The sequence below is a fragment of the Nocardia sp. NPDC050378 genome, assembly GCF_040655675.1.
Lineage (GTDB): Bacteria > Actinomycetota > Actinomycetes > Mycobacteriales > Mycobacteriaceae > Nocardia > Nocardia coubleae.
Genome location: NZ_JBFAKI010000006.1, coordinates 221,068 through 246,709, shown reverse-complemented (window position 1 = coordinate 246,709; position 25,642 = coordinate 221,068). Strand labels below are relative to the sequence as shown.

23 protein-coding genes are annotated in these 25,642 nt (G+C 68.2%); 9 read left to right on the top strand and 14 right to left on the bottom strand.

Annotated elements, in window-relative coordinates:
- Nucleotides 1-29 precede the first annotated feature (29 nt).
- From AB0I35_RS16415 to AB0I35_RS16375, 9 genes are all read right to left on the bottom strand, one after another.
- Nucleotides 30-1,298: an MlaD family protein gene (locus AB0I35_RS16415; RefSeq protein WP_357396808.1), complete on the bottom strand. Its 1,269-nt coding sequence runs from the start codon at nucleotides 1,296-1,298 to the stop codon at nucleotides 30-32.
- 8 nt (nucleotides 1,299-1,306) lie between these two features.
- Nucleotides 1,307-2,407, bottom strand: coding sequence for an MlaD family protein (locus tag AB0I35_RS16410; RefSeq protein ID WP_357396806.1), 1,101 nt, complete (start codon nucleotides 2,405-2,407; stop codon nucleotides 1,307-1,309).
- Entirely contained in the window at nucleotides 2,404-3,507 is a 1,104-nt protein-coding gene (locus AB0I35_RS16405) for an MCE family protein (protein WP_357396805.1), read from the bottom strand. Before AB0I35_RS16405 ends, AB0I35_RS16410 begins: the two co-directional genes overlap by 4 nt.
- Complete coding sequence (locus tag AB0I35_RS16400) at nucleotides 3,504-4,544, bottom strand: MlaD family protein (RefSeq protein ID WP_357396804.1); 1,041 nt, start codon at nucleotides 4,542-4,544, stop codon at nucleotides 3,504-3,506. The genes AB0I35_RS16405 and AB0I35_RS16400 overlap by 4 nt, the downstream gene beginning before the upstream one ends.
- 7 nt (nucleotides 4,545-4,551) lie before the next feature.
- Nucleotides 4,552-5,589, bottom strand: coding sequence for an MCE family protein (locus tag AB0I35_RS16395; RefSeq protein ID WP_357396803.1), 1,038 nt, complete (start codon nucleotides 5,587-5,589; stop codon nucleotides 4,552-4,554).
- Nucleotides 5,586-6,875, bottom strand: a complete 1,290-nt coding sequence (locus AB0I35_RS16390) for an MCE family protein (RefSeq protein WP_357396802.1) — start codon at nucleotides 6,873-6,875, stop codon at nucleotides 5,586-5,588. The genes AB0I35_RS16395 and AB0I35_RS16390 overlap by 4 nt, the downstream gene beginning before the upstream one ends.
- The gene (locus AB0I35_RS16385) at nucleotides 6,868-7,722 is read right to left on the bottom strand and encodes an ABC transporter permease (protein WP_357396801.1); all 855 of its coding nucleotides are present in this window, start codon (nucleotides 7,720-7,722) and stop codon (nucleotides 6,868-6,870) included. The genes AB0I35_RS16390 and AB0I35_RS16385 overlap by 8 nt, the downstream gene beginning before the upstream one ends.
- Nucleotides 7,722-8,615, bottom strand: a complete 894-nt coding sequence (locus tag AB0I35_RS16380; protein ID WP_357396799.1) for an ABC transporter permease — start codon at nucleotides 8,613-8,615, stop codon at nucleotides 7,722-7,724. The genes AB0I35_RS16385 and AB0I35_RS16380 overlap by 1 nt, the downstream gene beginning before the upstream one ends.
- Before the next feature lie 295 nt (nucleotides 8,616-8,910).
- A complete protein-coding gene (locus AB0I35_RS16375; RefSeq protein WP_357396798.1) occupies nucleotides 8,911-9,516 on the bottom strand; it encodes a hypothetical protein in 606 nt (201 codons plus the stop codon).
- A gap of 304 nt (nucleotides 9,517-9,820) precedes the next feature.
- Between AB0I35_RS16375 and AB0I35_RS16370 the strand changes: the two genes are divergently transcribed.
- The 5 genes from AB0I35_RS16370 to AB0I35_RS16350 all read left to right on the top strand — a co-directional run bounded on the left by AB0I35_RS16370 (nucleotide 9,821) and on the right by AB0I35_RS16350 (nucleotide 15,944).
- Entirely contained in the window at nucleotides 9,821-11,377 is a 1,557-nt protein-coding gene (locus AB0I35_RS16370) for an AMP-binding protein (protein WP_357396797.1), read from the top strand.
- A gap of 40 nt (nucleotides 11,378-11,417) precedes the next feature.
- Entirely contained in the window at nucleotides 11,418-12,614 is a 1,197-nt protein-coding gene (locus tag AB0I35_RS16365; protein ID WP_357396796.1) for an amidohydrolase family protein, read from the top strand.
- Complete coding sequence (locus AB0I35_RS16360) at nucleotides 12,611-14,038, top strand: FadD3 family acyl-CoA ligase (RefSeq protein ID WP_357396795.1); 1,428 nt, start codon at nucleotides 12,611-12,613, stop codon at nucleotides 14,036-14,038. Before AB0I35_RS16365 ends, AB0I35_RS16360 begins: the two co-directional genes overlap by 4 nt.
- 11 nt (nucleotides 14,039-14,049) lie before the next feature.
- Nucleotides 14,050-14,502, top strand: coding sequence for a MaoC family dehydratase (locus AB0I35_RS16355; protein WP_357396794.1), 453 nt, complete (start codon nucleotides 14,050-14,052; stop codon nucleotides 14,500-14,502).
- Between the two features lie 131 nt (nucleotides 14,503-14,633).
- On the top strand, nucleotides 14,634-15,944 hold the full coding sequence (locus AB0I35_RS16350) for an amidohydrolase family protein (RefSeq protein WP_357396793.1): 1,311 nt from the start codon (nucleotides 14,634-14,636) through the stop codon (nucleotides 15,942-15,944).
- A gap of 110 nt (nucleotides 15,945-16,054) precedes the next feature.
- Here the strand turns inward: AB0I35_RS16350 and AB0I35_RS16345 are convergent, their stop codons facing one another.
- Nucleotides 16,055-16,924 (bottom strand): hypothetical protein, encoded by an 870-nt coding sequence (locus AB0I35_RS16345; RefSeq protein ID WP_357396792.1) that lies wholly within the window; start codon nucleotides 16,922-16,924, stop codon nucleotides 16,055-16,057.
- Between the two features lie 225 nt (nucleotides 16,925-17,149).
- Here AB0I35_RS16345 and AB0I35_RS16340 point away from each other — a divergent pair, with 225 nt between their 5' ends.
- Nucleotides 17,150-18,406, top strand: coding sequence for an amidohydrolase family protein (locus tag AB0I35_RS16340; RefSeq protein WP_357396791.1), 1,257 nt, complete (start codon nucleotides 17,150-17,152; stop codon nucleotides 18,404-18,406).
- Nucleotides 18,407-18,413: 7 nt separating this feature from the next.
- Nucleotides 18,414-18,716, top strand: a complete 303-nt coding sequence (locus AB0I35_RS16335; RefSeq protein ID WP_357396790.1) for a hypothetical protein — start codon at nucleotides 18,414-18,416, stop codon at nucleotides 18,714-18,716.
- A gap of 58 nt (nucleotides 18,717-18,774) precedes the next feature.
- On the opposite strand, the gene AB0I35_RS16330 is transcribed toward AB0I35_RS16335, so the two are convergent.
- Genes AB0I35_RS16330 through AB0I35_RS16315 form a run of 4 tightly spaced genes read right to left on the bottom strand, consistent with a single transcriptional unit; the run spans nucleotide 18,775 to nucleotide 23,827 of the window.
- Nucleotides 18,775-19,941 carry a thiolase family protein gene (locus AB0I35_RS16330; RefSeq protein ID WP_357396789.1) on the bottom strand — a complete coding sequence of 389 codons (1,167 nt, stop codon included), beginning with the start codon at nucleotides 19,939-19,941 and terminating at the stop codon, nucleotides 18,775-18,777.
- Entirely contained in the window at nucleotides 19,938-21,131 is a 1,194-nt protein-coding gene (locus AB0I35_RS16325; protein WP_357396787.1) for an OB-fold domain-containing protein, read from the bottom strand. The genes AB0I35_RS16330 and AB0I35_RS16325 overlap by 4 nt, the downstream gene beginning before the upstream one ends.
- 21 nt (nucleotides 21,132-21,152) lie before the next feature.
- Nucleotides 21,153-22,364 (bottom strand): CoA transferase, encoded by a 1,212-nt coding sequence (locus AB0I35_RS16320; RefSeq protein WP_357396786.1) that lies wholly within the window; start codon nucleotides 22,362-22,364, stop codon nucleotides 21,153-21,155.
- Complete coding sequence (locus AB0I35_RS16315; RefSeq protein ID WP_357396785.1) at nucleotides 22,361-23,827, bottom strand: aldehyde dehydrogenase family protein; 1,467 nt, start codon at nucleotides 23,825-23,827, stop codon at nucleotides 22,361-22,363. The genes AB0I35_RS16320 and AB0I35_RS16315 overlap by 4 nt, the downstream gene beginning before the upstream one ends.
- A 209-nt stretch (nucleotides 23,828-24,036) precedes the next feature.
- Between AB0I35_RS16315 and AB0I35_RS16310 the strand changes: the two genes are divergently transcribed.
- Together AB0I35_RS16310 and AB0I35_RS16305 are read left to right on the top strand one after the other, a co-directional pair.
- Nucleotides 24,037-24,744, top strand: coding sequence for an SDR family NAD(P)-dependent oxidoreductase (locus tag AB0I35_RS16310; RefSeq protein ID WP_357396784.1), 708 nt, complete (start codon nucleotides 24,037-24,039; stop codon nucleotides 24,742-24,744).
- Nucleotides 24,745-24,775: 31 nt separating this feature from the next.
- A complete protein-coding gene (locus tag AB0I35_RS16305; protein ID WP_357396782.1) occupies nucleotides 24,776-25,636 on the top strand; it encodes a mycofactocin-coupled SDR family oxidoreductase in 861 nt (286 codons plus the stop codon).
- The last annotated feature ends 6 nt before the right edge of the window (nucleotides 25,637-25,642 follow it).

Genomic DNA, 25,642 nt, shown 5'->3' with positions numbered 1-25,642 from the left:
AGGGATCGGGCTGGCGATGGGTCGGTCGGTCACCGGTGCGGGGCCGGCGGCGGGTCGGGCAGGGGCGGACCCGCGAAGGTGAGAGGCAGCGACAGGGGGCCGACCGGTGTCGACACCGTCTGCCGGGTGGGGCTCTCGCCGGGCGGCGGCGCCCCCGGGACGACGGTGCCTGCCGGTCGTGGCGCGTTGGCGGCGCCCCGGATCAGCACCGACGGGTCGGTGTTCGGGCAGTACGTGTAGACGAAGGGCTCGGGAAAATCGGGCAGTGACGGTGCCCGGCGCGGCAGGTCGTAGTCGCAGGAGTAGCGCGGGTACAGGTTCACCAATCCCCAGACACCGCCGTCGTGGAAGGCGACGGCGATCGCCTCCAATGTGGAACCCGCCCGCTCGGTCGGGAAGAAGAACTCCTGGAGCGCGGGCACCCTGGCTCCGGTGATTTCGGCGACCACGCCGAGGTTGTCGAGCAGTTGCCCGCCCGCACCCGCGTTCTGCGCGAGCACACCGTCGAGGGCGCGCAAGGTTCCCGGCGCCGCGTCGAGGAGCGCGACATAGCCACCGGACTTGGCGCTTACTCCGGTGAGCACCTGGTTCGCGTCGGCGGCGAAATCGCCGAGGCCGGGGGCGAGCTCACGGACGGTACCGAGCACCTGTCTGCCCCCGCGCAGCAGCTCGACGGTCTGGGGCAGCACGGTGTCGAGGGTGGAGATCAGGAACACCCCACCGTCGATGAGGTCGGCCAGCTTGTCCGCGCCTTGCGGACCGACGCCGAGCTCGTCGACGATCGCGGCCAGCTGGGCCGGATCCACCTGGGCCAGTGTGGAATCCAGTTGCCCGAGGGTCTGCCACAGCGGGGTCGGTGTGCTGGTGCGCGCCACGTCCACTTCCGCGCCGTCGACCAGGTAGGGGCCCTCGTCGCGGGTGGGCCGGAAGTCCAGGTACTGCTCCCCCGCCAGCGACAGGCTCGCCACCCGCACCTCGCCCTCGGCGGGAACCGCGGTGTCCGCGTCGATCACCGTGACCGCGACGAGCCCGCGTTCGGTGAGCGACACCGATTCCACGGTGCCCACCGGCACCCCACGCAGCGCCACGGTGCGCCCGGTCAGCAGCCCGCCGGAGTCGGCGAGGTGTACGCGCACGCGGTAGGTCGTGGCGGCCGGGTTCACCCCGAGCGCGCCGAAAGTCAGGTAGCCGATCCCGACCACCAGTGTCACCACCAGCGACAGGGCCGACGCCGTCGCCCGCCGCGCCCGGATCGCCCGCACCGTCGCGACAACGGCGCGCGCCGCCGCTTCGCTCATGCCGCCCGTCATCCGCCTGCTCCGGAGATCCGGCCCTGCAGGCGCAGCAGCGTGTAGGTGAGGGTGCCGACGAAGTTCGTCCAGTCCCGGGTGTCGGGCAGTCTACTCGCCGGGTCGCCGGGATGGTTCACATCGGGCAGCACGCCCAGAGCCAGGTCCTGGAAGTCGGCGTCGGTGCTGGCCGCGGTGCTGGTGGTCACCGCGATCACCGGGCCGAGCATCGAGTTCATCGCCGCCACACTGGCATTCGGGTCGGTCGCGGCCGCGTTTAGCTGTTCGGCGATCCGGTTGATGTCGGCGATCATCCCGGTGGTCTGGCTGCCGTCGAGACCGGGGAACCGCGCGAGCTGGCGCGAGATCCGATCGACCTCGCCGACCAACGACAGCGCCTGCGTGGAGTTGTCGCGCAGGGTGGTCAGCGCAGGTCCGGCGGCGAGGAGGACCTCGTCGATGGTGCCGCTCTGTTTGTCGAGGGTGCGCGCGAGCCGGTCCACCTCCGCGAGGGTCGCGCGGATGTCGTCGGAGCGGGCGGCGAGCGCCTGCACCACCCGCGTCGACTGGGCGATCAGCTCCGCCATCCGGTCACCGCGGTCCCCGACGGCTCGTCCCAACCCGTTGACGATGGTGGTGAGATTGCGGATGGCACCACCGTTGACCAGCAGCGACGCCGTGGTGAGCAGCTCTTCGATGGTGGCCGCGGCAGCGGTGTGCTCGCGGGCGATGCGGTCACCGTCGGCCAGGACGGGGGTGGCGGGTGTGGCCTCGGGCGGCGCGGTCAGGGCGACGAAGACATCGCCGAGCGGTGTGGCGGTGCGCAGTTCGGCGGTGGTCCCCAGCGGCAAGCGCACGTCGGGGCGGATGCTCAGTGTCACCACGGCGGTGTAGTCGCGTACCGCCATGTCGGTCACCTCGCCGACATCGGCGCCCGACAGCCGCACCTTGGCCTTGGCGGGCAGGTTCAAGGCGTTCTCGAAGTCGGCTCGGACGGTGTAGTTCTCACGGCCACCACCCGGCACGGGCAGGGGCAGGTCGCCGAAGCCCACCGCGCAGCTCGTGCCTGCACACAACGCCGTGAGCGCGAGCGCCGCGACGCGGGGCCCGGGCCTCATCGCGGCATCCTCGACATGGCCTCGAGCATGTCGGTGAGCCCGAAGTCGGGGCCGAAATCCTGCAATGTGCCGGTCGCACAGCCCAATTGGCGCAGCCCGAGAATATTGCACACTTCCTTGACCAGCTGGCCGTCGAAGAAGACCTTGTCCAGCAGGGCGTGCACGCGCACACCGCGATACTCGAAATCGACGGCCCGATAGGCGTTGTTCAGCAGCAGTGGCGTCACATCGATGAACTCGGCGAGCTGCCCGCGGTAATCGGCCAGCGCCTTGGTGACCGTGGCCCCGTTGGCAACCGTCGATTGCAGCACCCCGGCGTTCGCGGCGAGCAGCGCGTCGGCCTCGCGCAGGATGTCGACGATCTGGGCGCCGGTGCCGCCGGTGCCGATACCGAGATCGGCGACGACATCGCCGAGTTGCCCGGTGGCGGTGCCGAATTCGTGGATGGTCTGTTTGTTCGCGGCGGCGACACGGACCAGTTCGGCGAGCTGATCGACCAGCTGGGTCACGGTCTGGCGGGTGTCCTCGCCACCGTCCTCGCCCAGTTTCACCGCCGTGGCGAGCTGGTCGAGGGTCTCGCGCAGCTGCGGGCCGCTGCCGGTCGCGATCGCCGACGATGCGGCGAGCAGCTGGGCCACCGGGCCGTCGCCGGGTGTGGCCCCCTCGAGCTCGCCCGCCATCCGGTCGGCGGCGCCGAGCAGCCGGTCGAATTCCATCGGGGTGCGGGTGCGGTCGAGGCCGAGGCGCGCACCGTCCGCGAGGGTGGGGCCGCCGCGATAGGCGGGGGTGAGTTCGACGTGCCGGTCGGTGAGTACCGACGTCGACAGGGTCACGGCCCGCGCGTCGGCGGGAATCTCGACATCGCGGTCGACTTCCAGGGTGACCTCTACCTGCGAGCCGCGCGGTTCGACCGCGGTGACCTCGCCCACCGGCATCCCGAGCACCGCCACCGTGTTGCCGACGTAGAGCCCCGCGCCGTTGTCGAACAGGGCGGTGACGGTGATCCGGCGCTCGCCGCGGATCGGGCTGTCGGCGAAACCGGCCACCGCGCCGGCCACCAGCACGACCACGGCGATCAGCACTGTCCGTGCGGCCCTCATCGGCAGTCCTGGAAGTAGGGTGGCAGCTTCGCCAGTTCCGCGTTGCCGCCGAGCGCGCACATCCAGGAGTCGATCAGTGGTCCCGCCGGTGCGGTGAAGTCGACTTCGTTGGCGGTGCCGGAGGCATTGGCGAAGTTGCGCACGGGGATCGGCAGGATCTCGAGCGTGCTGCGCAGCAGGGCGTCGTTGCGTGCCAGGCTCCCGAGCAGTCCGTCGAGACCGGTCAGCAGGCTGTCCAGGGCCGGGCGGTCGTGCACCACCAGCGTGCGCACCTGGTCGGCCAGGGTGCGGGTGGCGTTCATCAACCGGTTCACCGCGTCGCGGCGGGACACGATCTCGGTGAGCAGGTCGCGGCCCTGGGTCATGAGTGCGGCCAGGTCGGCCTGCTGACCGCTGAGCACGGTGGTGAGCTGCGCGGTGCTCGCCAGCAGCGCGCTCATCTCCCCGCGCCGTTCCCCGACGATCGCGGCCAACGCGCGCAGATTCGCCAGCATGGCCGGCAGTACCGTCGGCACGCCTTCGAGCTGGGTGGCCAGCGTGGTCAGCGAGTCACCGATCCGGGCGGCATCGATCTGGTCGAAGGTGACCGTGGCATTGTCCAGCGCGGTCTGCAGGTCGTAAGGAACTTCGGTGTGTTCCAGGGTGATCCGCCGATCCGACAGCACGCCCTCGCCCGCGGGACGGAGTTCGATGTAGCGGGCACCGAGCAAGGTGGTGAGTTTGACCGCGGCCCCCGTATCGGCACCGAGGGGCACCGAGGAATCCACATTCAGCACGACGACGACCCGATCGCCTGCCAGCCGCGTGCCGCCGACCGTGCCGACCCCCACCCCCGCGATCGTCACCGCGTCGCCGGTGCTGATCCCGGCGGCCTGGGCGAATTCCGCCTCATAGCGGGTGGTGCCGAGACCGAGTGCCTGAAAACCCACCGCGGCGAGGGTCACCGCGAGCAGCACCAGCACCGCGCACAGCCCGAGGACGACCCGCCGATGCTCCTCGATCGGCCGCTGGAACCGTTGTCGGACAATTGCTTTCATACTCGCCTCACCTGCAGATCGGTGAATATCGGGGTTGCCCGCCGGGGGTGGCCAGACCGACGACCGTCGGCACCAGCGCCACCAGCGCGGGCAACAGCGTGATGTTGAAATTGCACAGATACGTACTCAGATACGCGCCTTCCTGACTCACCCTGGCCAGGCCTTTCATCAACGCGGGCAGGTTGAAGCCGAGGTAGGCGAAGTTCTCCTTGTTCTCCTCGAAATGCCGGGTGAAGCCCGGTTCGCGGTAGAGCATCGCGTTCAGATCCGGCTCCGCCTCGGTGAGCACCGCGGCCATCCGGCCGGTCACCAGCGCCGCGGAATCCAGCGTGGACAGCAGTTCGTCGCGGTGTGCGGCCAACCCGCCGATGATCGCGCGCGACTGGGTGATCAGCCCGCTCACCTCGCCGCTGTGCCCGGCCAGATCACCGACCACCCGGCTCAGATTCGCGATCACGGTGCCGAGCACCTGGTCGGGTCCGGCCAGCGACTGCGCCAACGACGACACCTGCTCGATCAGCAGGACCATCGAGGTCTGATCGCCCTGCAGGGCTTTGATGAGCGCGCCGGTGACATTGTCGACCTGGGCCGGATCAAGCCCGCCGAACAGTGGCTCGAATCCGTTGAGCAGACCGGAGATATCGAACGACGGTTCCGTGCGTTCCAGCGGAATCTCCGACTCCGGTGCCAACCGCGCGCCATCACCGAAGTCGGCCAGGGCGAGGCCGAGATAGCGTTGGCCGATCACGTTCTGGTAGGTGATCGAGGCCTTGGTGTTGCCGTAGAGGACCTGGTCGTGCTCGACCCGGAACCGAACGCGGGCCCGCACTCCCGTGAGCTCGATGCTGTCGACGCGTCCCACCCGTACACCGGCCATCCGTACGTCGTCACCGACCCGCAAACCGCTGACATCGCTGAAAACCGCCGAGTACCGGTGGGTTTCACCGTTGATGCCACGGTCGAGGGTCACGAAGGTCACCCAGATCAGGGCCATGGCGACGGTGACGAACAGGCAGACCCCGACCAGCGGGCGGCGATAACTCATCGCGGAACCCCCATCGGCAGCGGGCCGTCGGCCAGCAGTGGCGTGAGCACGGCCTCGGCACCGTTGTGCGCCCCGCCGAGTGCCCGTTCGATCAGCGCCGTGATCTCGGGCGGAAGCCCGGCGGTGAGCTCAGGGGGTACCGGATAAGAGCGCGGATCCATGACCGGCGGTACCTCTTCGAGCGGAACAGAGACCGGCGCCGTCGCGCAGCTCGGGCCGGCGAGTTCCCCGTACCTCGGACAGTCGGCCCTGGTGTAGGGCGTGTGCGGAGTCAGCCGGAACTGGAATTTGCCACGGCCACGTGGGTTGTCGGCGTTCCAGAATTCCTGGTACCACAGGTCCGACAGCTTGCGGATACTCACCACGATCTGGCTGAACGACGGCGAGCCCGCGGCGAAAACGTCCAGGACCGGGCCCATCTGGTGCATCACCTGGCCGATCTGGTCGGTGCGGCGCTCCAGGGTGGCGCCGACGGTGCCGAGGGTTGTCCCCCCGGCGGTGAGCAGTCCCGCCAATTGGTCGTGCTGTTCGGCGACAGTGCGCATCGGGACCACAGCCTGGTGCAGCGCGTCGAGCAGCTCGGGGGCGGCCGCGTTCAGCCCACGCACCGAATCGGCCAGCAGGGTCAGGGTGGGCGGGCCGCCGTCCGGGGTGAGCAGCGCGTCGAATTCCCTGGTGATGCGTTCGAGGCGGGCACCGGCTCCGACCAGGTCGTCACCGCGCCGATCGGTTGCCTCGGCGACTGCGGCCAGCACACCCACCGTGCCCGAGCTGCCGACCCGCGCGGTGGCGGCGATGATCTCGCGCAGCTTGGTCAACGCGGTCTGCAACTGCACGGTGGACAGGCTGGTGTCCTGGCGGATCTCGGTGTTCGCGGTGAGCACGGGGCCCGGCCCGTTGTCGACCAGCTGGATCGAGGAGACGGCGAATACGTTGCTCGGCACGACCCGTGCCGTCACAGTACGCGGAACACCCTGGGCCGCAACGGGGTCGAGGAGCAGCCGGACCCGGTTGGCCGTGCCTGCCCGCGCGGGCGTGACGCCGGCGACGATCCCGACCAGCATGCCGCGGAACTTCACATCGGAACGGGCGGGCAGGCCGTCACCGAGTTGCTCGAGCACCGCAAACACCTCGACCTTCTCGTCGAAGCGCCCGGTGGACTTCATCAGCAGCGCGATGACGACCGCGCTCACCGCCACCAGCACCACCACCCCACGCAGGAGCAGATTCCAGCCCGCCGGGCCACGACCGTCCTTTTCGAAGATCACCGACACGGGCTCACCCACCCAACCTGGCACTGGCACCGATGCCCCAGATCGCCACGGTGAGCAGCAGATTCACCACGATCATCAGCGAGATCGCCGCACGCATCGCGCGGCCGGCCGCGATGCCGACACCCTGCGGACCACCGGCGGCGTAGTAGCCGTAGTAGCACTGCACCGCCGTGGTGATGACGACGAAGACGATCGCCTTGCCTAGCGAGTACACGATGTCGGGACCGTTGAGCACCAGCTGGAAGTAGTGGTCGTAGGTGCCCGCAGACAGTCCACCGGAGAGCCCGACCACCGCTTCCACCGCCAGATAATTCGCGGCGAGGCAGACCAGGTAGAGCGGCACGATCGCGACCATCGCGGCGAGCAGCCGGGTACTCACCAGGTACGGCACCGAACGGATGCCCATCGACTCCATGGCGTCGATCTCCTCGGCGATGCCCATCGCACCGAGCTGGGCGGTGAAACGGCAGCCGGCCTGCGCGGCGAAGGCCAGCGACGCCATGATCGGCGCCAGTTCTCTGGTCGAGGCCGTGGAGGCGATCAGGCCGATGGTCGGCTCCATGCCGAGCAGATGCAAGGCGTTGTAACCCTCGAGGCCGACGATCGCCCCGCCCGCCGCACCGAGCACGATGATCACCCCGGCGGTCCCGCCACCCACGACGAGCGAGCCGTTGCCCCAGGTGACGTCGGACAGGATCCGCAGGAACTCGGTCCGGTAGTGCCGCAACATCACCGGGATGGAGAACAGGGCGCGCAGCAGGAAAGTGAACATGTGCCCGAGGCGCATGACCGACACACCCACCCGGCGTGACACGCGGACGATCGTGCGGGTGCCCGGCGGGAGATACGGCGCGGCCATCACAGCCCCTGCCGTGGGAACAAGATCATGAACAGCTGTGTGAACACGACGTTCACCAGCATCAGCAGCAGGATCGAGGAGACCACCGTCGAGTTGACGGAGTTGGCGACACCGGCCGGTCCGCCGTCGGTGTGCAGGCCCTTCTCACAGGCCACCACCGCGACGATCATGCCGTAGACCACGGCCTTGACCATGGTCAGCCAGAGGTCGCCGACGGTGGCGAACGAGGCGAAGGTCGCCACGAAGCTGCCCGGCGCGCCGTCCTGGGCGAAGACGTTGAACAGGTATCCGGCCAGAAAGCCGACGAAACACACCACCCCGGTGAGCGAGACACCGACGAGCACGGCCGCGGCGACCCGGGGCACCACCAGGCGCCGCACGACCGAGACGCCCATGACCTCCATCGCGTCCAGCTCGTCGCGGATCTTGCGTGAGCCGAGATCGGCGCAGATCGCCGAACCCACCGCCGCGGCCATCAGCAGCGCCGCCACCATCGGCGCGCCCTGGCGGATCACCGCGAGTCCACTGGCCGCGCCCGCCAGCGAGGTGGCGCCGACCTGCCCGGCGAGCAGGCCGAACTGAATGGACAGGGTCACCCCGATCGGGAGGGAGACGAAGATGGTCGGCAGCACCGCCGCCGAGGACATGAACGCCGACTGCCTGATGAACTCGGCGAAAGCGAAACGGCCGGTAGCGATATCAGTGATCAGGTACTGCACGGCACGGACACCGAGCACGAACTGCCCGCCGACCGTCTCCAGCGCCGCCATCGGGTGCCGTCGCAGATAGCCACGCCACCATGCGGAGATCTCCCGGGTGGCCGGCGTCGCACGCGAAAGGCCGACATCGCCTTCCGGGCTGTCCCGGACCGCTGCATCGCGGGGGATCGTCATGGGTGATCTTTCGGGTCGGTCGGGCCGCGCGAGACTGTGGCGGGCGACGAAAAGAGCGCGGAGACCACCGCACCCCTGGCCGGAAATTAGCTTCTCCATTCTGAGCTACACGTCACTGACTAGTCAAGAGCAGCACGAACTATTCATGAGAATCCAATTCTCTCAATGTGACGCGATCAGACCGACGTCCATGCGGGCGCCGCCGAGGGCACACGAAACGCCGGTCGCCGCGTCGCCGAGGTACGGCGACGCGACGACCGGCGTCGAGGCCACGAACAGGGCGGCCGTCCAGTTGCTACCCCAGCGGTACGAGGTCGCGCATCTCCTCACGGAACGCGGGCGGAAGCAGCGACCCGGACCGGAACGGTTCGACCGGCGGCACGCTCACCCCGGGAAATCCCGCCGCAGCGAGGGCGCAGGATTTGAACGCCATGGCGGCGACACTGACCCGATGACACGAGGTGGCCACCCGCTCCGCCAGTTCAGCGGGCAGGTCCTCGCCCCAGATCGCGACCTCCGCCAATCCCCGGTCCAGACAGTCGAGCACGCCCTCGCGCACCTCCCGTTCGGCGAGATAGCTGCGCACAGAGACCGCGACGGCGGTCGGCCACAGGTCATGACGCGAAATCGCCAGCGATTGACGCAGGTCGAGCACGGTGGCGCCGAGGATCTGCAGGGACGCGGCATTGTCCGTGGCCGTGACGAGTGCGGTCACTTCCCACCCCGCCGCGGCTCGGTCGAACAGCCACCCGCCCGCGTGCCGGACGATATCGGCCGCATCCGGCCCGACCACGGCCAGCCGATGTCGGAGCGGGTGCTGATGCGCGTGCGCGCGCCACCGAGTTGCCGAATGAATGCCGCGACAAGCACCGTCCATGGATTCGATGGATCGTGTAGCCATAATTCCAACCCGTCATCGCCTGCGGAAAGCCGAGATGGTGCGTTGCGAGGACCGGCAGGCCCCGAACCGGGGGACGCAACCACCGACCACACAGTAATTCGATTCTCTGCAGCGCGAGCATCATTCTCGCCCACCAGCGAATGTGATCCACATCACGATTTCTATCCAGGCCGCGCGCCCCGCAAATCGGGCGATACGGTCAACCGCCCCTAACCTTGCTCACACTTCTGCAAATGTGATTCTCTGTTCTGAAGAATCAGATACTCGCCGTGGGTGCCCCGCCCGCCGACGAAGGAGTTCGACGATGCGCAAGATCCCACCCGATCTGGTCCGCCACTACCAGGAACAGGGCTGGTGGACATCCGAGACTCTGGGCGATCTGCTCACCGACGGCCTGCGCGCCGCCCCCGAGACACCCTTTCGCGTCCACTCCGCGACCCGCCCGTGGCAGGGTACCTTCGGCGAGGTCGAGCACATCGCCCGCAGACTGGCAGCCGGCTTGCACCGCCGCGGCGTCGAGCCCGGCGACATCGTCGCTTTCCAGCTGCCCAACTGGATGGAGGCGGCCGCAGTCTTCTGGGCGTCGGCGATCCTGGGCGCCACGGTCGTTCCGGTCGTGCACTTCTACGGCAGCCGGGAACTGACCCACATCCTCGAGACGGTCCGTCCCGACGTCTTCGTCACCACCGAGCGATTCGGCAGCATGGAGTTCGCGCCGGAGGTCTACCGCGACGTTCCGATCACCGGCGTCGTCGGCGCGGATTTCGAGCAGTTGCTCGACGAGCGACCACTGACCGGCACGCTGCCCGTTCCCGCGGCGGGCCCCGCCCTGATCGCCTTCACCTCCGGCACCACCCGGTCACCGAAAGGTGTTGTGCACAGCCACCATACGCTCGCCTACGAGACCCGTCAGCTCGCCGGGTTGTATCCCGCCGACCGGGGGAATCAGATCACCGCGGCGCCGGTGGGCCATTTCATCGGCATGCTCAACGCCTTCCTCATCCCCGTCCTCGACGGCGCCCCGATCAACCTGGTCGACGTGTGGGATCCGGCGCGCATCCTCGCGCTGATGACCACCGATCGACTCTCGGTCGGCGGTGGCGTCCCGTATTACGTCACCAGCCTGCTCGATCACCCGGACTGGACCGCCGGACATCTGCCGTATCTGCGCTATGTGGGTTTGGGCGGTGCCGCGGTCCCAGCCGCCCTCACCCGCCGCCTCGCGCGCGAGGGCATCACCGTGTACCGCTCCTACGGCAGCACCGAGCACCCGTCGATCAGCGGCTCACGGTACTGGGCAGCGGAGGACAAGCGGCTGTTCACCGACGGCAATGCCCTGCCGGGGGTGGAGATCCGGCTGGCGCCCGACGGCGAGATCCTCAGCCGCGGGCCGGATCTGTGCCTGGGCTACACCGAGCCCGAACTGACCACCGCCGCATTCGACGACGAGGGCTGGTACCACACCGGCGACATCGGCACCCTCGACGCCGACGGCTACCTCACCATCACAGATCGCAAGTCGGACATGATCATTCGCGGCGGCGAGAACATCAGCGCGCTCGAGGTCGAAGAGGTACTCCTGGCCGTGCCAGGGGTGGCCGAGGCGGTCGCCGTGGCAGTGCCCGACCCCCGGCTGGGCGAACGCACCGCCGCGGTCCTGCGCCTGCTGCCCGGTCACGCCGGCCCCTCCCTGGATCAGCTGCGCGCGCAGTTCGCCGCGGCAGGGATGGCCAAGCAGAAATGGCCCGAAGAGGTGTACATCGTCGCCGATTTCCCGCGCACCGCCAGCGGCAAGGTACAGAAGTTCGTGGTGCGCCGGAACCTGGCGGCCCAGCGCGAGGACATTGCCCTTCAATCCTGAAGAGAATATGATTCTCACAAACCGGTAAGGAGGGATCCATATGACGAAGATCGAGCTGCCCTATCAGCTCTTCGACGCGGACAACCATCTCTACGAGAGCAAGGAAGCGCTCACCCGCCATCTGCCCGAGCAGTACGCGGGAGCCGTCCAGTACGTCGAGATCAACGGCCGCACCAAGATCGCGATTCTCGGCCAGATCAGCGAGTACATCCCCAACCCCACTTTCGAGGTGGTGGCTCGCCCCGGCGCGATGGAGGAGTACTTCAAGTACGGCAATCCCGAGGGCAAGAGCCGCCGGGAGATCTTCGGCAAGTCGATGAAGGCGATCGATGCCTTCCGTAATCCGGAGGCCCGGCTGAAGGTCATGGACGACCTGCAATTGCAGCGGGCCCTGATGTTCCCGACGCTGGCCAGCCTGGTCGAGGAACGTATGCGCCAGCACCCCGAACTGATCCACGCGGTCATCCACTCGCTGAACCAGTGGATGCTCGAAGACTGGGGCCAGGACGGCAGCTTCGTGCACTCGGGGCGGATCTTCACCGTCCCGGTGATCACGTTGCCGATTGTCGAGAAGGCGATCGAGGAATTGAACTGGGCGGTGGTCGAACACGGCGCCAAGGCGATTCTGGTCCGGCCGGCGCCGGTGCCCGGGTTCAAGGGCATGCGCTCGTTCGCGCTGCCCGAGTTCGATCCGTTCTGGAAGCGGGTCGTCGAACTCGACGTGCTGGTCACCATGCACTCCTCCGACAGCGGCTATTCGCGTTTCGATGCCGAATGGGACGGCAACAGCCTCGAGATGCTGCCCTTCCAGACCAACACCTTCGCCATGACCAACCAGTGGCGCCCGGTCACCGACGCGGTCGCCTCGTGGGTGTGTCACGGTGCGCTGAACCGGTTCCCCGACTTGAAGATCGCGGTCATCGAGAACGGGTCGGCCTGGCTCGAGCCACTGTTGCAGCAGCTCTCGGACGTCTACAAAAAGGCACCGGAGGGCTTCGGCTTCCGCAATCCGATCGAGGCGATCAAGCAGAGCCTCTACGTGAGTCCCTTCTGGGAAGAGGACCTGGTGCGGCTCTCCGACGTGATGGGCGCCGATCACGTGCTGTTCGGCTCCGACTGGCCGCACCCGGAGGGCTTGGCCGAGCCCGCGCGGTACATCCACGAGATCAAGGACATGCCGATGGAGAACCAGGCCAAGATCATGGGCGGCAATCTCGCGCGGTTGCTGAAGGTATGAGCTGGGATTCCCTCCCGCAGCTGGTCACCAGCGCGGCGGAGCGCTTCGGTGACGCCGAAGCGGTCGTCGACGGCCCGCTGCGCTTGAGCTTCACCGAACTCGCGGCCCGGGTCCACCGGGCCGCGGGGGCGCTGGCCGGTGCGGGGATCGGCAAGGGGGACCGGGTGGCGTTGTGGGCGCCGAACTCCGCCCACTGGATGATCGCGGCGTTCGGCGTGCTCACAGCAGGCGCGGTGCTGGTGCCGGTGAACACGCGCTTCAAGGCGGGCGAAGCCGCCGAAGTGATCCGGCGCAGCGCGGCGAAAGCGGTTCTGGTGGAACAGGGTTTCCTCGGCACCGACTACACGGGCGTCACCGACGTGCCGGTGTTCGACCTGAAATCCGGGTTCCTCGAGGCGGGCGAACCGTTCGAGTGCGCGGTGGCGGGCACCGATGTCGCCGACATCATCTTCACCTCCGGGACCACCGGCCGCCCCAAGGGCGTCATGATGAATCATCAGCAGACGCTGCGTCTCTACACGGAATGGTGTGATCTCGCCGATCTGCGCGAAGGCGACCGGTATCTGATCGTCAACCCGTTCTTCCACACCTTCGGATACAAGGCGGGCCTGGTGGCGTCCCTTATCCGGGGCGCGACCGTGCTGCCGGTGCCGGTTTTCGATGTCGACACGGTCCTCGACCTCGTCGAACGCGAGCGGGTGACGATGCTGCCCGGACCACCGACCCTGTACCACTCGCTGCTGGCGGCGAAGGGCACCCATGATCTGTCCTCGCTGCGGGCTGCGGTGACCGGCGCCGCCGACATCCCGGTGGAACTCATCCGCCGCATTGCGGAGGAACTGCCGTTCCGATCCATCATGACCGGATACGGCCTCACCGAGGCCGGGACGGCCACCGCCTCCCGGCCCGGCGACACCTTCGAGCAGATCGCGACCACCGTCGGGCGACCGTGTGACGGGGTAGAAGTCCGTATCGCCGAGGACGGCGAGATCCTCGTGCGCGGATATTCGGTCATGCTCGGTTATCTGGACGATCCCGAGGCGACCGCGGCGGCGATCGACCCGGACGGTTGGCTGCACACCGGCGATCTCGGTGAACTCGACATCGACGGCCACCTGCGCATCGTCGGAAGGAAGAAGGACATGTTCATCGTCGGTGGTTTCAACGTCTACCCTGCGGAGGTCGAAGGCTATCTGCTCGAGCATCCCGGCGTAGCTCAGGCCGCCGTTGTCGGGGTGCCCGACGAGCGACTCGGTCAGGTCGGGCGGGCGTACGTGGTGTCCGCGGACGCGGTCACCGAGGACGAGCTCATCGCCTGGAGCCGGGACCGGATGGCCGGATACAAGGTGCCCCGGTCGGTGCGGTTTCTCGATGCCTTGCCGCTCAACGCGACCGGCAAGGTGATGAAAGACCAGCTCACATGAAGGCCGCGCCGGTGACCACGTTCGCTGATTTCGCCGCGCTGCGTGCCGCGATCGGCACCGAGGTCGGCGTGAGCGAGTGGATCGAGATCGACCAGTACCGCATCGATCGCTTCGCCGAAGCCACCGGCGACCGGCAGTGGATTCACGTCGATCCCATCCGCGCGGCCGCAGGCCCGTTCGGCCGGACGATCGCCCACGGCTTCCTCACGCTGGCCCTGCTGGCCCCGATCTCCCAGCAGCTGATGGCGGTGAGTTCTGCGCGCATGGCGATCAACTACGGTCTCGACAAGGTCCGGTTCCCGGCACCGGCACCGGTGGGCAGCCGAATGCGCGGCACGCTCGTGCTCGTCTCGGTCACCGACATCGAGGGCGGGGTGCAGGTCGCGCGCGATATCACCCTCGTGGCCGACGGTGTCGCCAAACCGGTCTGCGTCGCTCGGCATCTCGTGCGATATCTGAGCTGATCATGCGTCGTTGCGGGTCGGGCCTGATTCGCGGTGCCACGGTTTTCGGCCGGTCGTGCACCGATGTGCGCTTCGAGGACGGTCGAATTACGGCCTGTGGCAACAACTTGCGCCCTGAGCACGGGGAACGGGTGATCGAAGCAAGGGGCGGGTGGCTGCTGCCGGGGCTGCACGATCATCATATTCACCTGCGGGCCCTCGCGGCGCGCGACGATTCGGTCCCGGTGGGTCCACCGCAGGTCATCGGACCGGACGAGTTCGCGGCGGCGCTGCGGCGCGCCTGTGTGCGGCTGCCGACGGATGGCTGGTTGCGCGGGGTCGGTTATCACGAAAGCGTTGCCGGACCGCTGGATCGCGACGTCCTCGATCACCTCGCGCCGGATCGCAAGGTCCGCGTGCAACACCGGTCCGGCGCGCTGTGGGTGCTGAACTCGGCGGCGTGCCGGGCGGCCGGGGTCGATTCGTGCGCGCTGCCGGGGATCGAGCGCGACGCGGCGGGCCGGGCGACCGGGCGGCTGTGGCGGTTGGACAGCTGGCTCGGCGACCGGGTGGGCACCCGGCACGGCGACCTCGCCGCGCTCGGAGCTCGAGCGGCCGCAGCGGGTGTCACCGGATTCACCGACGCCACACCCGATCTCACGGCCAACGCGATCGACGCCCTGGCCGCCGAGGTCTCCTCGGGGGCCTTGCCGCAGCGGGTGCACTGCATGGCTCCCCCGGCGAGAACCCGCCCGCCCGACGACGCGTTCGCTCTCGGTCCGACCAAGATCTTGCTCGACGACACCGACCTGCCGACCCTGCCCGCGTTCATCGCACGCATCGAGGCCGCGCACGCGATCGGTCGACCGGTTGCCGTGCACTGTGTGACACCGGTGCAACTGCTGCTGACCGCAGCGGCCCTCGACGACGCGGGCATCCTGTCCGGCGACCGCATCGAGCACGGCGCCCTGATCCCCGCCGATACCCTGAACTGGTTGCGGCGCAGCTCCGTCACCGTGGTCACCCAACCACATTTCCCCGTGGAGCGCGCCGCACAATACGCGGCCGACGTCGATCCCGCCGACCGCCCCGATCTCTGGCGACTCGGCTCACTGCGCGACGCCGGGATCGGGCTCGCCGCGGGCACCGACGCCCCGTTCGGCGGAGCGGATCCCTGGGCGGTGATCCGCGCCGCCATGCACCGCCCCGAGCCCGAACGCCTGTCACTGACCGCCGCGGTGGGCTTGTTCCTCGGCGAGCCCGCGCATCCCGCCCGTCGACGCCGGATCTCCTCCGGCGCACCGGCCGACCTCACCCTGCTCCGGCTTCCGCCGACGGACATCATCGTACCGAGCCGAACTCTCGTCGCCGCCACCGTCATTCGCGGCGAGGTAGTCTTCACCGCCGACACCACTGTCCGCTACACGGAGGGCTCCGCCGTGCCGACAGCCACCGACCGCTGATCGAAACGTGTTCGCGCCCAATGCGAACAGTTCACAACGGTCTCGAGCCCACCACCGACCTCCGCACCGTTCGGCGGCCCGACGAGCCCGTCGAATCGTGAATCAGCCTCTCAGGCCGAGCGCGCGATGGCGGGTGCGGCCGGGCAACCGATGGTGCGGGCCCGGTCCAGTACCGGGGACCTGCGCCAGAGCTGACCGAACCCGCCGTGGTCTCGCACACTGCCGACCGATGGTGCCGAGCGGAGCACGGGGCACGCGTAGACCAGCCCGGCCGGATCGATCCGGCAGGTGTCGAGCCCTGCGCCGCAGTCCTCGGCCAGGTCGCCGGTCGGGTGCGGGCCGAGCCGGATCTCACCGTGGTTGGCGCGCAGCCAGTCCGCGAGGGCGCGACGCTGACCGCCATCGGGGGCCAGGTCGGCGGGCCGGTCGCCGGTCAGCCGCAACCGGGCGCCGAAGAGTCCGGCGATGGCGAGTAGTGCATCGGGGTGATCGGCATTTTGCCGGGTGAGCGGGACCACGATCTCGAATTCGTAGTCGCCGCTCGAGGCGAGCAGCTCCATCGCGCGCACACTCGCACGGAAGGCACCTGGGCCGCGCAGCGCGTCGTTGGTGGCGGCGGTGGCCGCGGCCAGGCGGATCCGCGCGGTGAGGCGATGGTCGCCGGCGATCCGGCGACCCACCGCCGGCGTGACACCGGTGCCGTCGGTGTCGAAAGCCAGGCCCATCCCCCACCTGCGGGCGTGGTCGACGATGCTCCAGAAGTCGGCGTGCCCGGTGGGTTCGCCACCGAGCACGACCGTATCCACGCCACAGCGGGCGAGGTCGTCGACCAGGTCGAAGCAGTCGGACGTGCTCAGCCGGTCGTCGAGCGTTCCGGGTCCACCCGGGCTCTCGACGGGTGCGGTGAGCTCCCAGACGACGGTGGTCGGCGGGATCACAGTGCCAGGCGCTGCCGCCGGGAGGAACCGATCCGCAGTCATGCTCACCTCCATGTGAGAATGGCGTTCTTGCGTAAACGATACCCATCATCGCCGACTAATGCCCGCAATCAAGGGAATCTTCACCCTCTAACACGATTGCTCTGCGGTATGATTTCCACAATGCGAGAATTTCATTCTCGCCCGTTGGATTGCGCTTGGAGATGCGGTCCAACGCGCAGCACACGACCCACACCGATGGCAGTGCACGACCGAGCGAGGAGTCCCGTGAAGACCGACGACCTGATACTCGTGAGCATCGACGACCACGTCGTCGAGCCACTGGACATGTTCGACAACCACGTCCCCCGCAAATGGGCCGAGTACGCACCCCGGGTGGTCGCGGACGAGAAGGGCATCGACCGCTGGATTTACCGCGACCGGCCGACCGGCGTCGCCGGACTCAACGCCGTGGTCACCTGGCCGGCCGAGGAGTGGGGCCGCGACCCGGCCGGCTACGCCGAGATGCGCCCAGCCGTCTACAACGTGCACGACCGGGTGCGCGACATGGACGTCAACGGTGTGCTCTCCTCCATGTGTTTTCCCACCTTCACCGGCTTCAGCGCCGGACACCTGAGCCGAGGCGGCCAGGACGAGATCACCGTCGCGATGATCTCGGCCTACAACGACTGGCACATCGAGGACTGGGCGGGCGCGTACCCGGGCCGCTTCATCCCGATCGGCATCCTGCCCATGTGGGATCCGCAACTGGCGGTGGCCGAGATCGAGCGCCTCGCCGCGCGCGGTTGTCACTCGGTGACCATGCCGGAACTACCGCACATCGACGGCCTGCCCAGCTATCACGACATCGACTACTGGGCTCCGGTGTTTCATGCCCTGCAGGACAACGACACCGTGATGAATCTGCACATCGGACAGGGTTTCGGCGTGCTGCGGCTGGCTCCGGACGCACCGATCGACAACCTGATGGTGCTGGCGCCGAGCATTTCCCTCATCGCCGCCCAGGATCTGCTGTGGGGACCGGCTTTCCGTCGCTTCCCGAACCTGAGGGTCGCGCTGTCCGAAGGCGGTGTCGGCTGGATCCCGTTCTTCCTCGACCGCTCGGATCGCCACTACACCAATCAGCGCTGGCTGCGTCGCGACTTCGGCGGCAAGCTGCCCAGTGAGGTCTTTCGCGAGCATGTCCTCGCCTGCTATGTCACCGACCGGACCGCGCTGAAGTTCCGCCACGACATCGGCATCGACAACATCGCCTGGGAATGCGATTACCCGCATTCGGATTCGATCTGGCCCAATGCCCCGGAATTCGTGCTCGAGGAGCTCCTCGCCGCAGGTGCCTCCGACTCCGATATCCACCAGATCACCTGGGAGAACGCTTGCAGGCACTTCCGATGGGATCCGTTTCAGGTCGTCCCACGCGAACGCGCCACCGTCGGCGCGTTGCGCGCCACCGCCACCGATGTGGATGTCTCCACCCGCTCGCGCGCCGACTACGCGGCCGCCTACACCCGACAGAACGGATGACCCGACGATGACTACCCGCCTGATGGTTTTCGCGACCCCGCACGACGGCATGGACGACGAGTACAACCGCTGGTACACCGAGGTGCACATCCCCGACATGCTCGCCATCCCCGGTGTGGTCTCGGCCGAACGGCATCAGCTGGTACGCGGTGCACCCGACGAGATGCGCTACCTGTCGGTGTTCGTCCTCGACGCCGAGCCGTCCGCCGTGCTGGCCGAGATCGGCGCGCGGGCCAAGGACGGGCGCATGACGATGTCGGCCTCGGCCGACCCCGCCCGCACCCGCATCACCGTCTGGGACTCGCTCTAACGCTCGCCCCACGCACAGAAGAGCCCGGCACCGTCAGGTGCCGGGCTTCTTCCTTGGGTCACACCGACCGGGCGGGACCCTCGAGGATCGTGACCGCCGCTACCGCCGTCGGCCCACCCAGGTTGTGCGCCAACCCGATTCGCGCACCGTCCACCTGGTTCACCGCGGTGCCGCGCAGTTGCTCGAACAGCTCGACACACTGGGCGATTCCGGTGGCGCCCGGCGGATGACCCTTGGTCTTGAGACCGCCGCTGGGATTGACCGGCAACACACCACCGAGAGCGGTCGCCCCCGTCTCGACGAGCTTGTAGCCCTCGAACCGGTCCGCGAACCCGAGGTCCTCATAGCTCATCAGCTCGATGCCGGTGAAGTAGTCGTGCACCTCGGCCACATCGATATCGGTCGGCGCCACCCCGGCCATCGCGAAGGCACGCCGCGCCGCCCGCAGGGTGGCCGGAAAGGTGGTGAGGTCCGGGCGGTGTTGCAGCATGGTCGAATCCAGCCCAAGCCCCACCCCGCGCACCCACACCGGCGCGTCGGTGTAGCGGTCGACCACGTCCTCGGCGGCGAGCACCAGTGCCGCGGCGCCGTCGCTCTGCGGTGCGCAGTCGTAGACCCCGAACGGGTCGGCCACGATCGGGGCGGCCAGCGCTTGTTCGACGGTGATCTCGAACGGCAAGCGCACCTTCGGATTCCGCGCACCGTGGCGATGATTCTTCACCGCGATCATGGCCAGGTGCTCCCGGGTGGCAGGCGACTCGTGCAGGTACCTGCTCACGTGCAGAGCGAAGCCCGCGGGCGCGAACAGACCGAGCTCGTAGTCCCAGGCGCGGTACCTGGTCATCGACTCCCATTCGCGCAGCATGTCCTTCTCCGCGGTCTCGCGCAGCTTGTCCGCACCGATCACCAGCGCGACGTCCACCGCCCCGGAAGCGATGCCGTACAGGGCATTTCGCACTGCATCGTTGCCTGTGGCACACGAATTCTCGATGTGGGTGACCGGTAGATCGGGCAGGCCGAGCGACTCGGCGAGGATTCCGGCGGCGAACCCGTCGGTATTGCGCAGCGCACCGAACCACGCGGCGTCGATATCGGCGACGCGTAGGCCCTTGTCGACGGAGGCGGCGCACTCGGCGAAGGCCATCGGCAACAGGTCGCCCAATCCGAACGCGAAATGCTCGGCGAACGGGGTCATCCCCGCGCCGACGACGGCAACTCTTCTCATGCCGATTCCCTTTCCGGCCGCACAGCCTGATCTGCGGGCTCGAACGCGTAGCCGTAGTCCGGGACGCCCGAACGAATCGCGACCCGGCGCAACACCATTCGGCCCCGGGTGCCGATATGGATCGTGTCCGCGTCGGCTCCGGTCACCTTCGCCAGGGCGCGCACACCCACGTCGTCGAGTTCCACGATCACCAGCGAGTACGGGCTGCGTTGGCCGGGCACCGGCAGGCGAACGGTGGTGGTGGCGTATACCGTGCCGGTGCGGGGCAGCGGCACCAGGGTGTAATCGGTGGCGAGGGTGCCGTCGGGGCCCAGCCGGTAGCGCGGCGGGAAATTCAGCTCGTCGCTGCCGTCGTGCCTGCCTGCCTCCCAGCGCACCTTGGCTTCGAAGGCGCGTTCGTAGGCAGCCAGCGACAGCGGCAGGTCTGTGCCCGGTTCGACGAGTCCGGCCGGGGGTGCGTGCGTCGGACCCTCCAACCGCCGTACAGGCAGCTGACCGGCGCCGACCGTCACACCGGACAGGCTGGCCTGTTCCACCCCGACCAGCAGTCCGGTGGCGTCGCGATCCACCATCGCGGCCAGCGCGAACAGTGCCGAGGATGCCCCACAGGTCGGCAGCTGCGGTGGCGCGCCACACAGCGCCACCGCCTGCTTGTGTTCCACGCCCGCCACAGCCACCGGGGTGTCGAGCCAAGCCGCCGACAGTGACGCCACCAGGCCGCGCTCGCGCAGCAGCCTGGGGTCGCCATAGTCGTGGACACCGTCGGCGTGCCGGGTGCGCACCGGCAGACTGCGCGCCACCCGCGCGGTGGTGCGCACCTGCACCCCACCGTGGTCGGAGATCCAGGCGGCCGCCGCACCGGCCGGCTCCAGATCGACCCCGATCACCAGGGTGCGCGGCCGCGCCGAGCTCAGCGCGTCCAAGGTCGCCGGGGCGCCACCGAGCCGTTCGGTCACTTCGAGTTCGGGATCGAGGCCGAGTCCGGCGAGCAACACCGCGGTGTTGCTGCTCTCCACCAACGGCAGATCGCGGCTGACCAGCACAACCCGCTCCACCGGCTCACTGCCGCCGAGGGCGGCCCGGCCCGCCGCCACCGCCAAGGTGACCGCGTCCTCGTCGTCACCGACGACCCGGCGGTACCGCTCACCCCAGCACGGTAGATACGTCCCCATCGACGCGATATGCGGCATTGTCGTTCCCTTCCGCCACGGCTAGGTGACCGCGCCCGCGGTCTTGAGCGTGATGATGCGATCCCAGTCGAGCCCCAGCTCGAGCAAGATTTCCTCGGTCTGCGCGGCGAACTCCGGCCCCGGCCGCAGCTGGGGCGGGGCGACATCGAATTGCACAGGGCTGCTGACCAATTCGAGCTCCCCGGCGGGCAACAGGTAGTCGTTGGCCCGGATCTGGGCGTCCGACTGCAGCTGCAGCGAGTCCTGCACCGGTGCCCACGGGCCGGCCAGGGTGGCGAGCCGTTCGGTCCACTCGGCAAGGGTGCGCGTGCCGATCACCTCGCGCAGGATCGCCACCGCCTCGGCGGTGTGCTCGGCGATCGAATCGGCATCGGCGAAACGCGGATCCTCGGCGAGCTCGGGTCGGTCGATATGCCGGCACACATCGGCCCAGAACTTGGCCGGCTGCAGCATGACGAACGACAGATACCGCTGATCGGAGGTGGCGTAGAGACCCGACAGCGGATTGGTCGGGGCACCGTGGACGCCGGGCCGCGGCGCGCGCATCGGCTGCTGCTGCGAGGCCGACAGCGCGATCGTGTGCCCGAGCGCCCACAACCCGCTGCCGAGCAGCGACACATCGACCACCGAGGTCTCGCCCGTGCGTTCACGTTTGAGCAGTGCCGCGGCGATCCCCCCGGCCAGATTGGTGCCGGAGATGGTGTCGCCGAAGGCCGGTCCGGGCGGCTGGATCAGCCCGTCGATGCCCTCCGGGGTGATGGTCGCGGCGATCCCGCCGCGACACCAGAAGGCCGTCATGTCGTAGCCACCCCGAGCGGATTCGGTGCCACGCGGTCCGAGCGCGCTCCCCCGCGCGTAGACGATCCCAGGGTTGACGGCGCGGATGTCGTCGACATCGATGCCGAACTTCGTCCGTGCCGAGGGCAGGAAACTGGTGAGGAACACATCCGCGCCCTTGGCCAGTTCCCGGACCACCTCGCGACCCTCCGGCACCGACATGTCGATACCGATGCTGCGCTTGCCCCGATTGGCGTGTTCCACATTGGGATTCGGATCACCCTCGACGGTGAAGGGACCGACCCGGCGCAACCCGCGCTGCGGATCGCCACCGCTGGCGTGCTCCACCTTCACCACATCGGCGCCCCAATCCGCGAGCACCGCCCCCGCCGACGGCACGAACCCGTACATCGCGACCTCGAGCACCGTGATGCCCGCCAGCGGCCCCCCGCTCATGCGACCACTTCCGCCAGGGTCTTGTACTCGAGGAATTCCTCGAGCCCGGCCACGCCCATCTCCCGGCCGATGCCGGACTGCTTGTAGCCACCGAACGGCGCGTCGGCGTGAAAGTAGTTGCCGCCGTTGATGCTGAAGGTGCCGGTGCGCACCCGCCGCGCCACCGCCTTGGCCCGCTCGGAGTCGGCGCTGAAGACCGCTCCCGACAAACCGTAGATCGAATTGTTGGCGATACGCACGGCGTCGTCGTCATCGGTGTAGGGAATCAGCGCCAGCACCGGACCGAACACCTCTTCCTGCGCGATCTCGCTGTCCGGATCGACGTTCGCCAGCAATGTCGGTGCGTAGAAGAAGCCCGGATCGATCTTCTCGCCGCCGGTGACCAGCTTCGCTCCCGCCGCGACCGCGCGCTGCACCATGGCGTGTACCTTGTCGCGCTGTTTCGCGCTGATCAGCGGCCCCATGTAGGTCTGCGGGTCGTTCGGATCGCCGTGGCGCACATGGGCGAAGTTCGCCGCGACCAGTTCGGCCACCTGATCATGGTCCGCGGCGGGCACCAATAGCCGAGTGGTGAGCGCGCACCCCTGCCCCGCATGGGTCACCACGCTGAACGCGGCGAACATCGCCGAGCTGGTGTAGTCGGCGTCGTCGAGCAGGATCATCGCCGACTTGCCACCCAGCTCGAGGAACACCTTCTTCAGGGTCGCGCTGGCCGCTGCCATGATCTCGCGGCCCACGGGCGTCGAGCCGGTGAAAGTCACCACGTCCACGTCGGGATGGGTGGTCATCCGCTTGCCCACCTCGATGTCGGAGGAGGTCAGCACGTTCACCACCCCCGACGGGATCTCGGTCTCCCCGGCGATGAGCTCACCCAGCGCCAGCGTCGTCAACGGGGTGTCGGGTGCGCCCTTGAGTACCAAGGTGCACCCGGCGGCCAGCGCGGGCGCCAGCTTGGCGAGGGCGAGCTGGTAGGGATAGTTATAGGCGGCGATCGCGGCGACGACACCTGCCGCTTCCTTCTCCACCCAGCGGTGGTGCTGTCTGCCCCGGATCTCCACATTGCCGAGATCCTGTGTCCAGGAATAGGTGTCGAGCAGCTCGGCGTAGTAGCGGACGATCTCGAACGGAGTTTCCAGCTGATTGCCCGCGGTGAGCGATCGGGTGGCGCCGACCTCGGCGATCGTCAGTTCGCGCAGTTCCTCCACATTGGCCCGGAGTGCGCGGTAAAGCTGTTTGAGGCAGCGTGCCCGGAACCGCGGGTTGGTTGCCCAGGTGGTCTCGTCGAAGGCGCGCCGCGCCGCGGCGACAGCGTCGTCCACGTCGCCGACTCCCGCCTCGGGCGCGTACCCGTACACCTCGCCGGTCGCGGGATCGAGCGAAGCGAGCGTCTGCCCGGTCTCGCGCAACTGCCCGTCGACAAGCATCCGCCGTGTCGCCGTCCCCGCCACTTCCTGCGTTGACATCCGGCCTCCTCCTGGGACCACAGTCCCTTGGAAATATCATTCTCTCTTTCGAGAATGATACATACACTCGGGGGAACTGTAGCAAGGATCGGCCACTTGAAGCGGGTGATTCGATCACCATCCCCCACCCGGATCGAATTCCATCTACAACCCTTGCCAACCAGAATCGAGCGAGAGTACGATTCTCATAATCGAAATGGAGATTCTTTGTGAAGACAGCGGTTGTCACCGGGGGCGCCTCCGGTATCGGGCTCGGAATCGCCGAACGCCTGCGCGGCGACGGATTCCACGTCGCCACCCTCGACCTACAGCCTGCGGCCGACGACGACTTCGGCTTCCGGGCCGACGTCACCGACCCCGCCCAGGTGGCGGCGGCACTCGACGCGGTGCGGGCGAAGTTCGGCCCGGTCACCGTGCTGGTGAACTCGGCGGGCCTGGACGGTTTCAAGCGATTCTCGAAGTTGTCGTTCGCGGAATGGCAGCGCGTCATCGATGTGAATCTGCACGGTGTCTTCCACACCATCCAGGCCGTGCTGCCGGATATGGTCGACGCGGGCTGGGGCCGCATCGTCAACATCTCCTCCTCGAGCACCCACTCCGGCCAGCCCTTCATGGCGCACTACGTCGCGGCCAAGTCGGCCGTCAACGGCCTCACCAAAGCCCTCGCGCTGGAGTTGGGCCCGGCAGGCATCACCGTCAACGCGGTGCCGCCGGGGTTCATCGACACCCCGATGCTGCGCAAGAACGAACAGGCGCAACGACTCGGCGGGACGGTCGAGGAACACATCGAACGCACTCCCGTGCGCCGGGTCGGCACGCCCGCCGATATCGCCGCCGCCTGCGCGTTCCTGATCTCCGAGGAAGCCTCCTACATCACCGGGCAGATCTTCGGTGTCAACGGCGGGCGCAACACATGAACACCGAACACTGTGAACGAGAGGAACTTCCGTGGGACGCGTAGCAGGCAAAGTCGCCTTCGTCACCGGGGCCGCCCGCGGTCAGGGCCGCAGCCATGCGGTCCGGCTGGCCGAAGAGGGCGCCGACATCATCGCCGTGGACATCTGTCAGGACGTGGACACCATCGGCTACGCGCTGTCGCGGCCCGAGGATCTGGAGGAGACGGCGCGGCTGGTCGAGAAGACGGGGCGCCGAATCCTGGCCCAGCAGGCCGACGTTCGCGACGCAGGCGCGTTGCGCGCCGTCGTCGAACAGGGGGTGGCCGAATTCGGTCACCTCGACATCGTGATCGCCCAGGCAGGCATCGCGGGAATGAAGGGCACGCCGCAGTGGCAGGCCTGGTCCGATGTCATCGACACCAACCTGATCGGCGTCATCAACACCATCCAGGTCGCGCTGCCGCACCTGCGCGAAGGCGCGTCGATCATCGCGACCGGTTCGGTCGCCGCTCTGATGGACATCGGCAAGGTCGACCAGCCCGGCCGGGATCCGGGCGGGGTCGCCTATGTCGTCGCCAAGCGTGGCCTGTCGGAGTACGTGCACCATCTGGCGCTGCACATCGCGCCACAACGCATCCGTGCCAACGTGATCCACCCGACCAACTGCGACACCCCGATGCTGCAGAGCGAACCGATGTACCGCTCGTTCCGCCCCGACCTCGAACACCCGACGCGCGCCGACGCCGAACCCGTGTTCAGCGTGCAGCAGGCGATGCCGATCCCGTTCGTCGAACCCCGCGACATCAGCGACGCCGTGCTGTTCCTCGCCTCCGACGAGTCGCGGTTCGTCACCGGGACGCAGCTGCGCGTCGACGCCGGCGGCTACCTGAAGTGGTACGAGTACCACATCTGAGAGGAA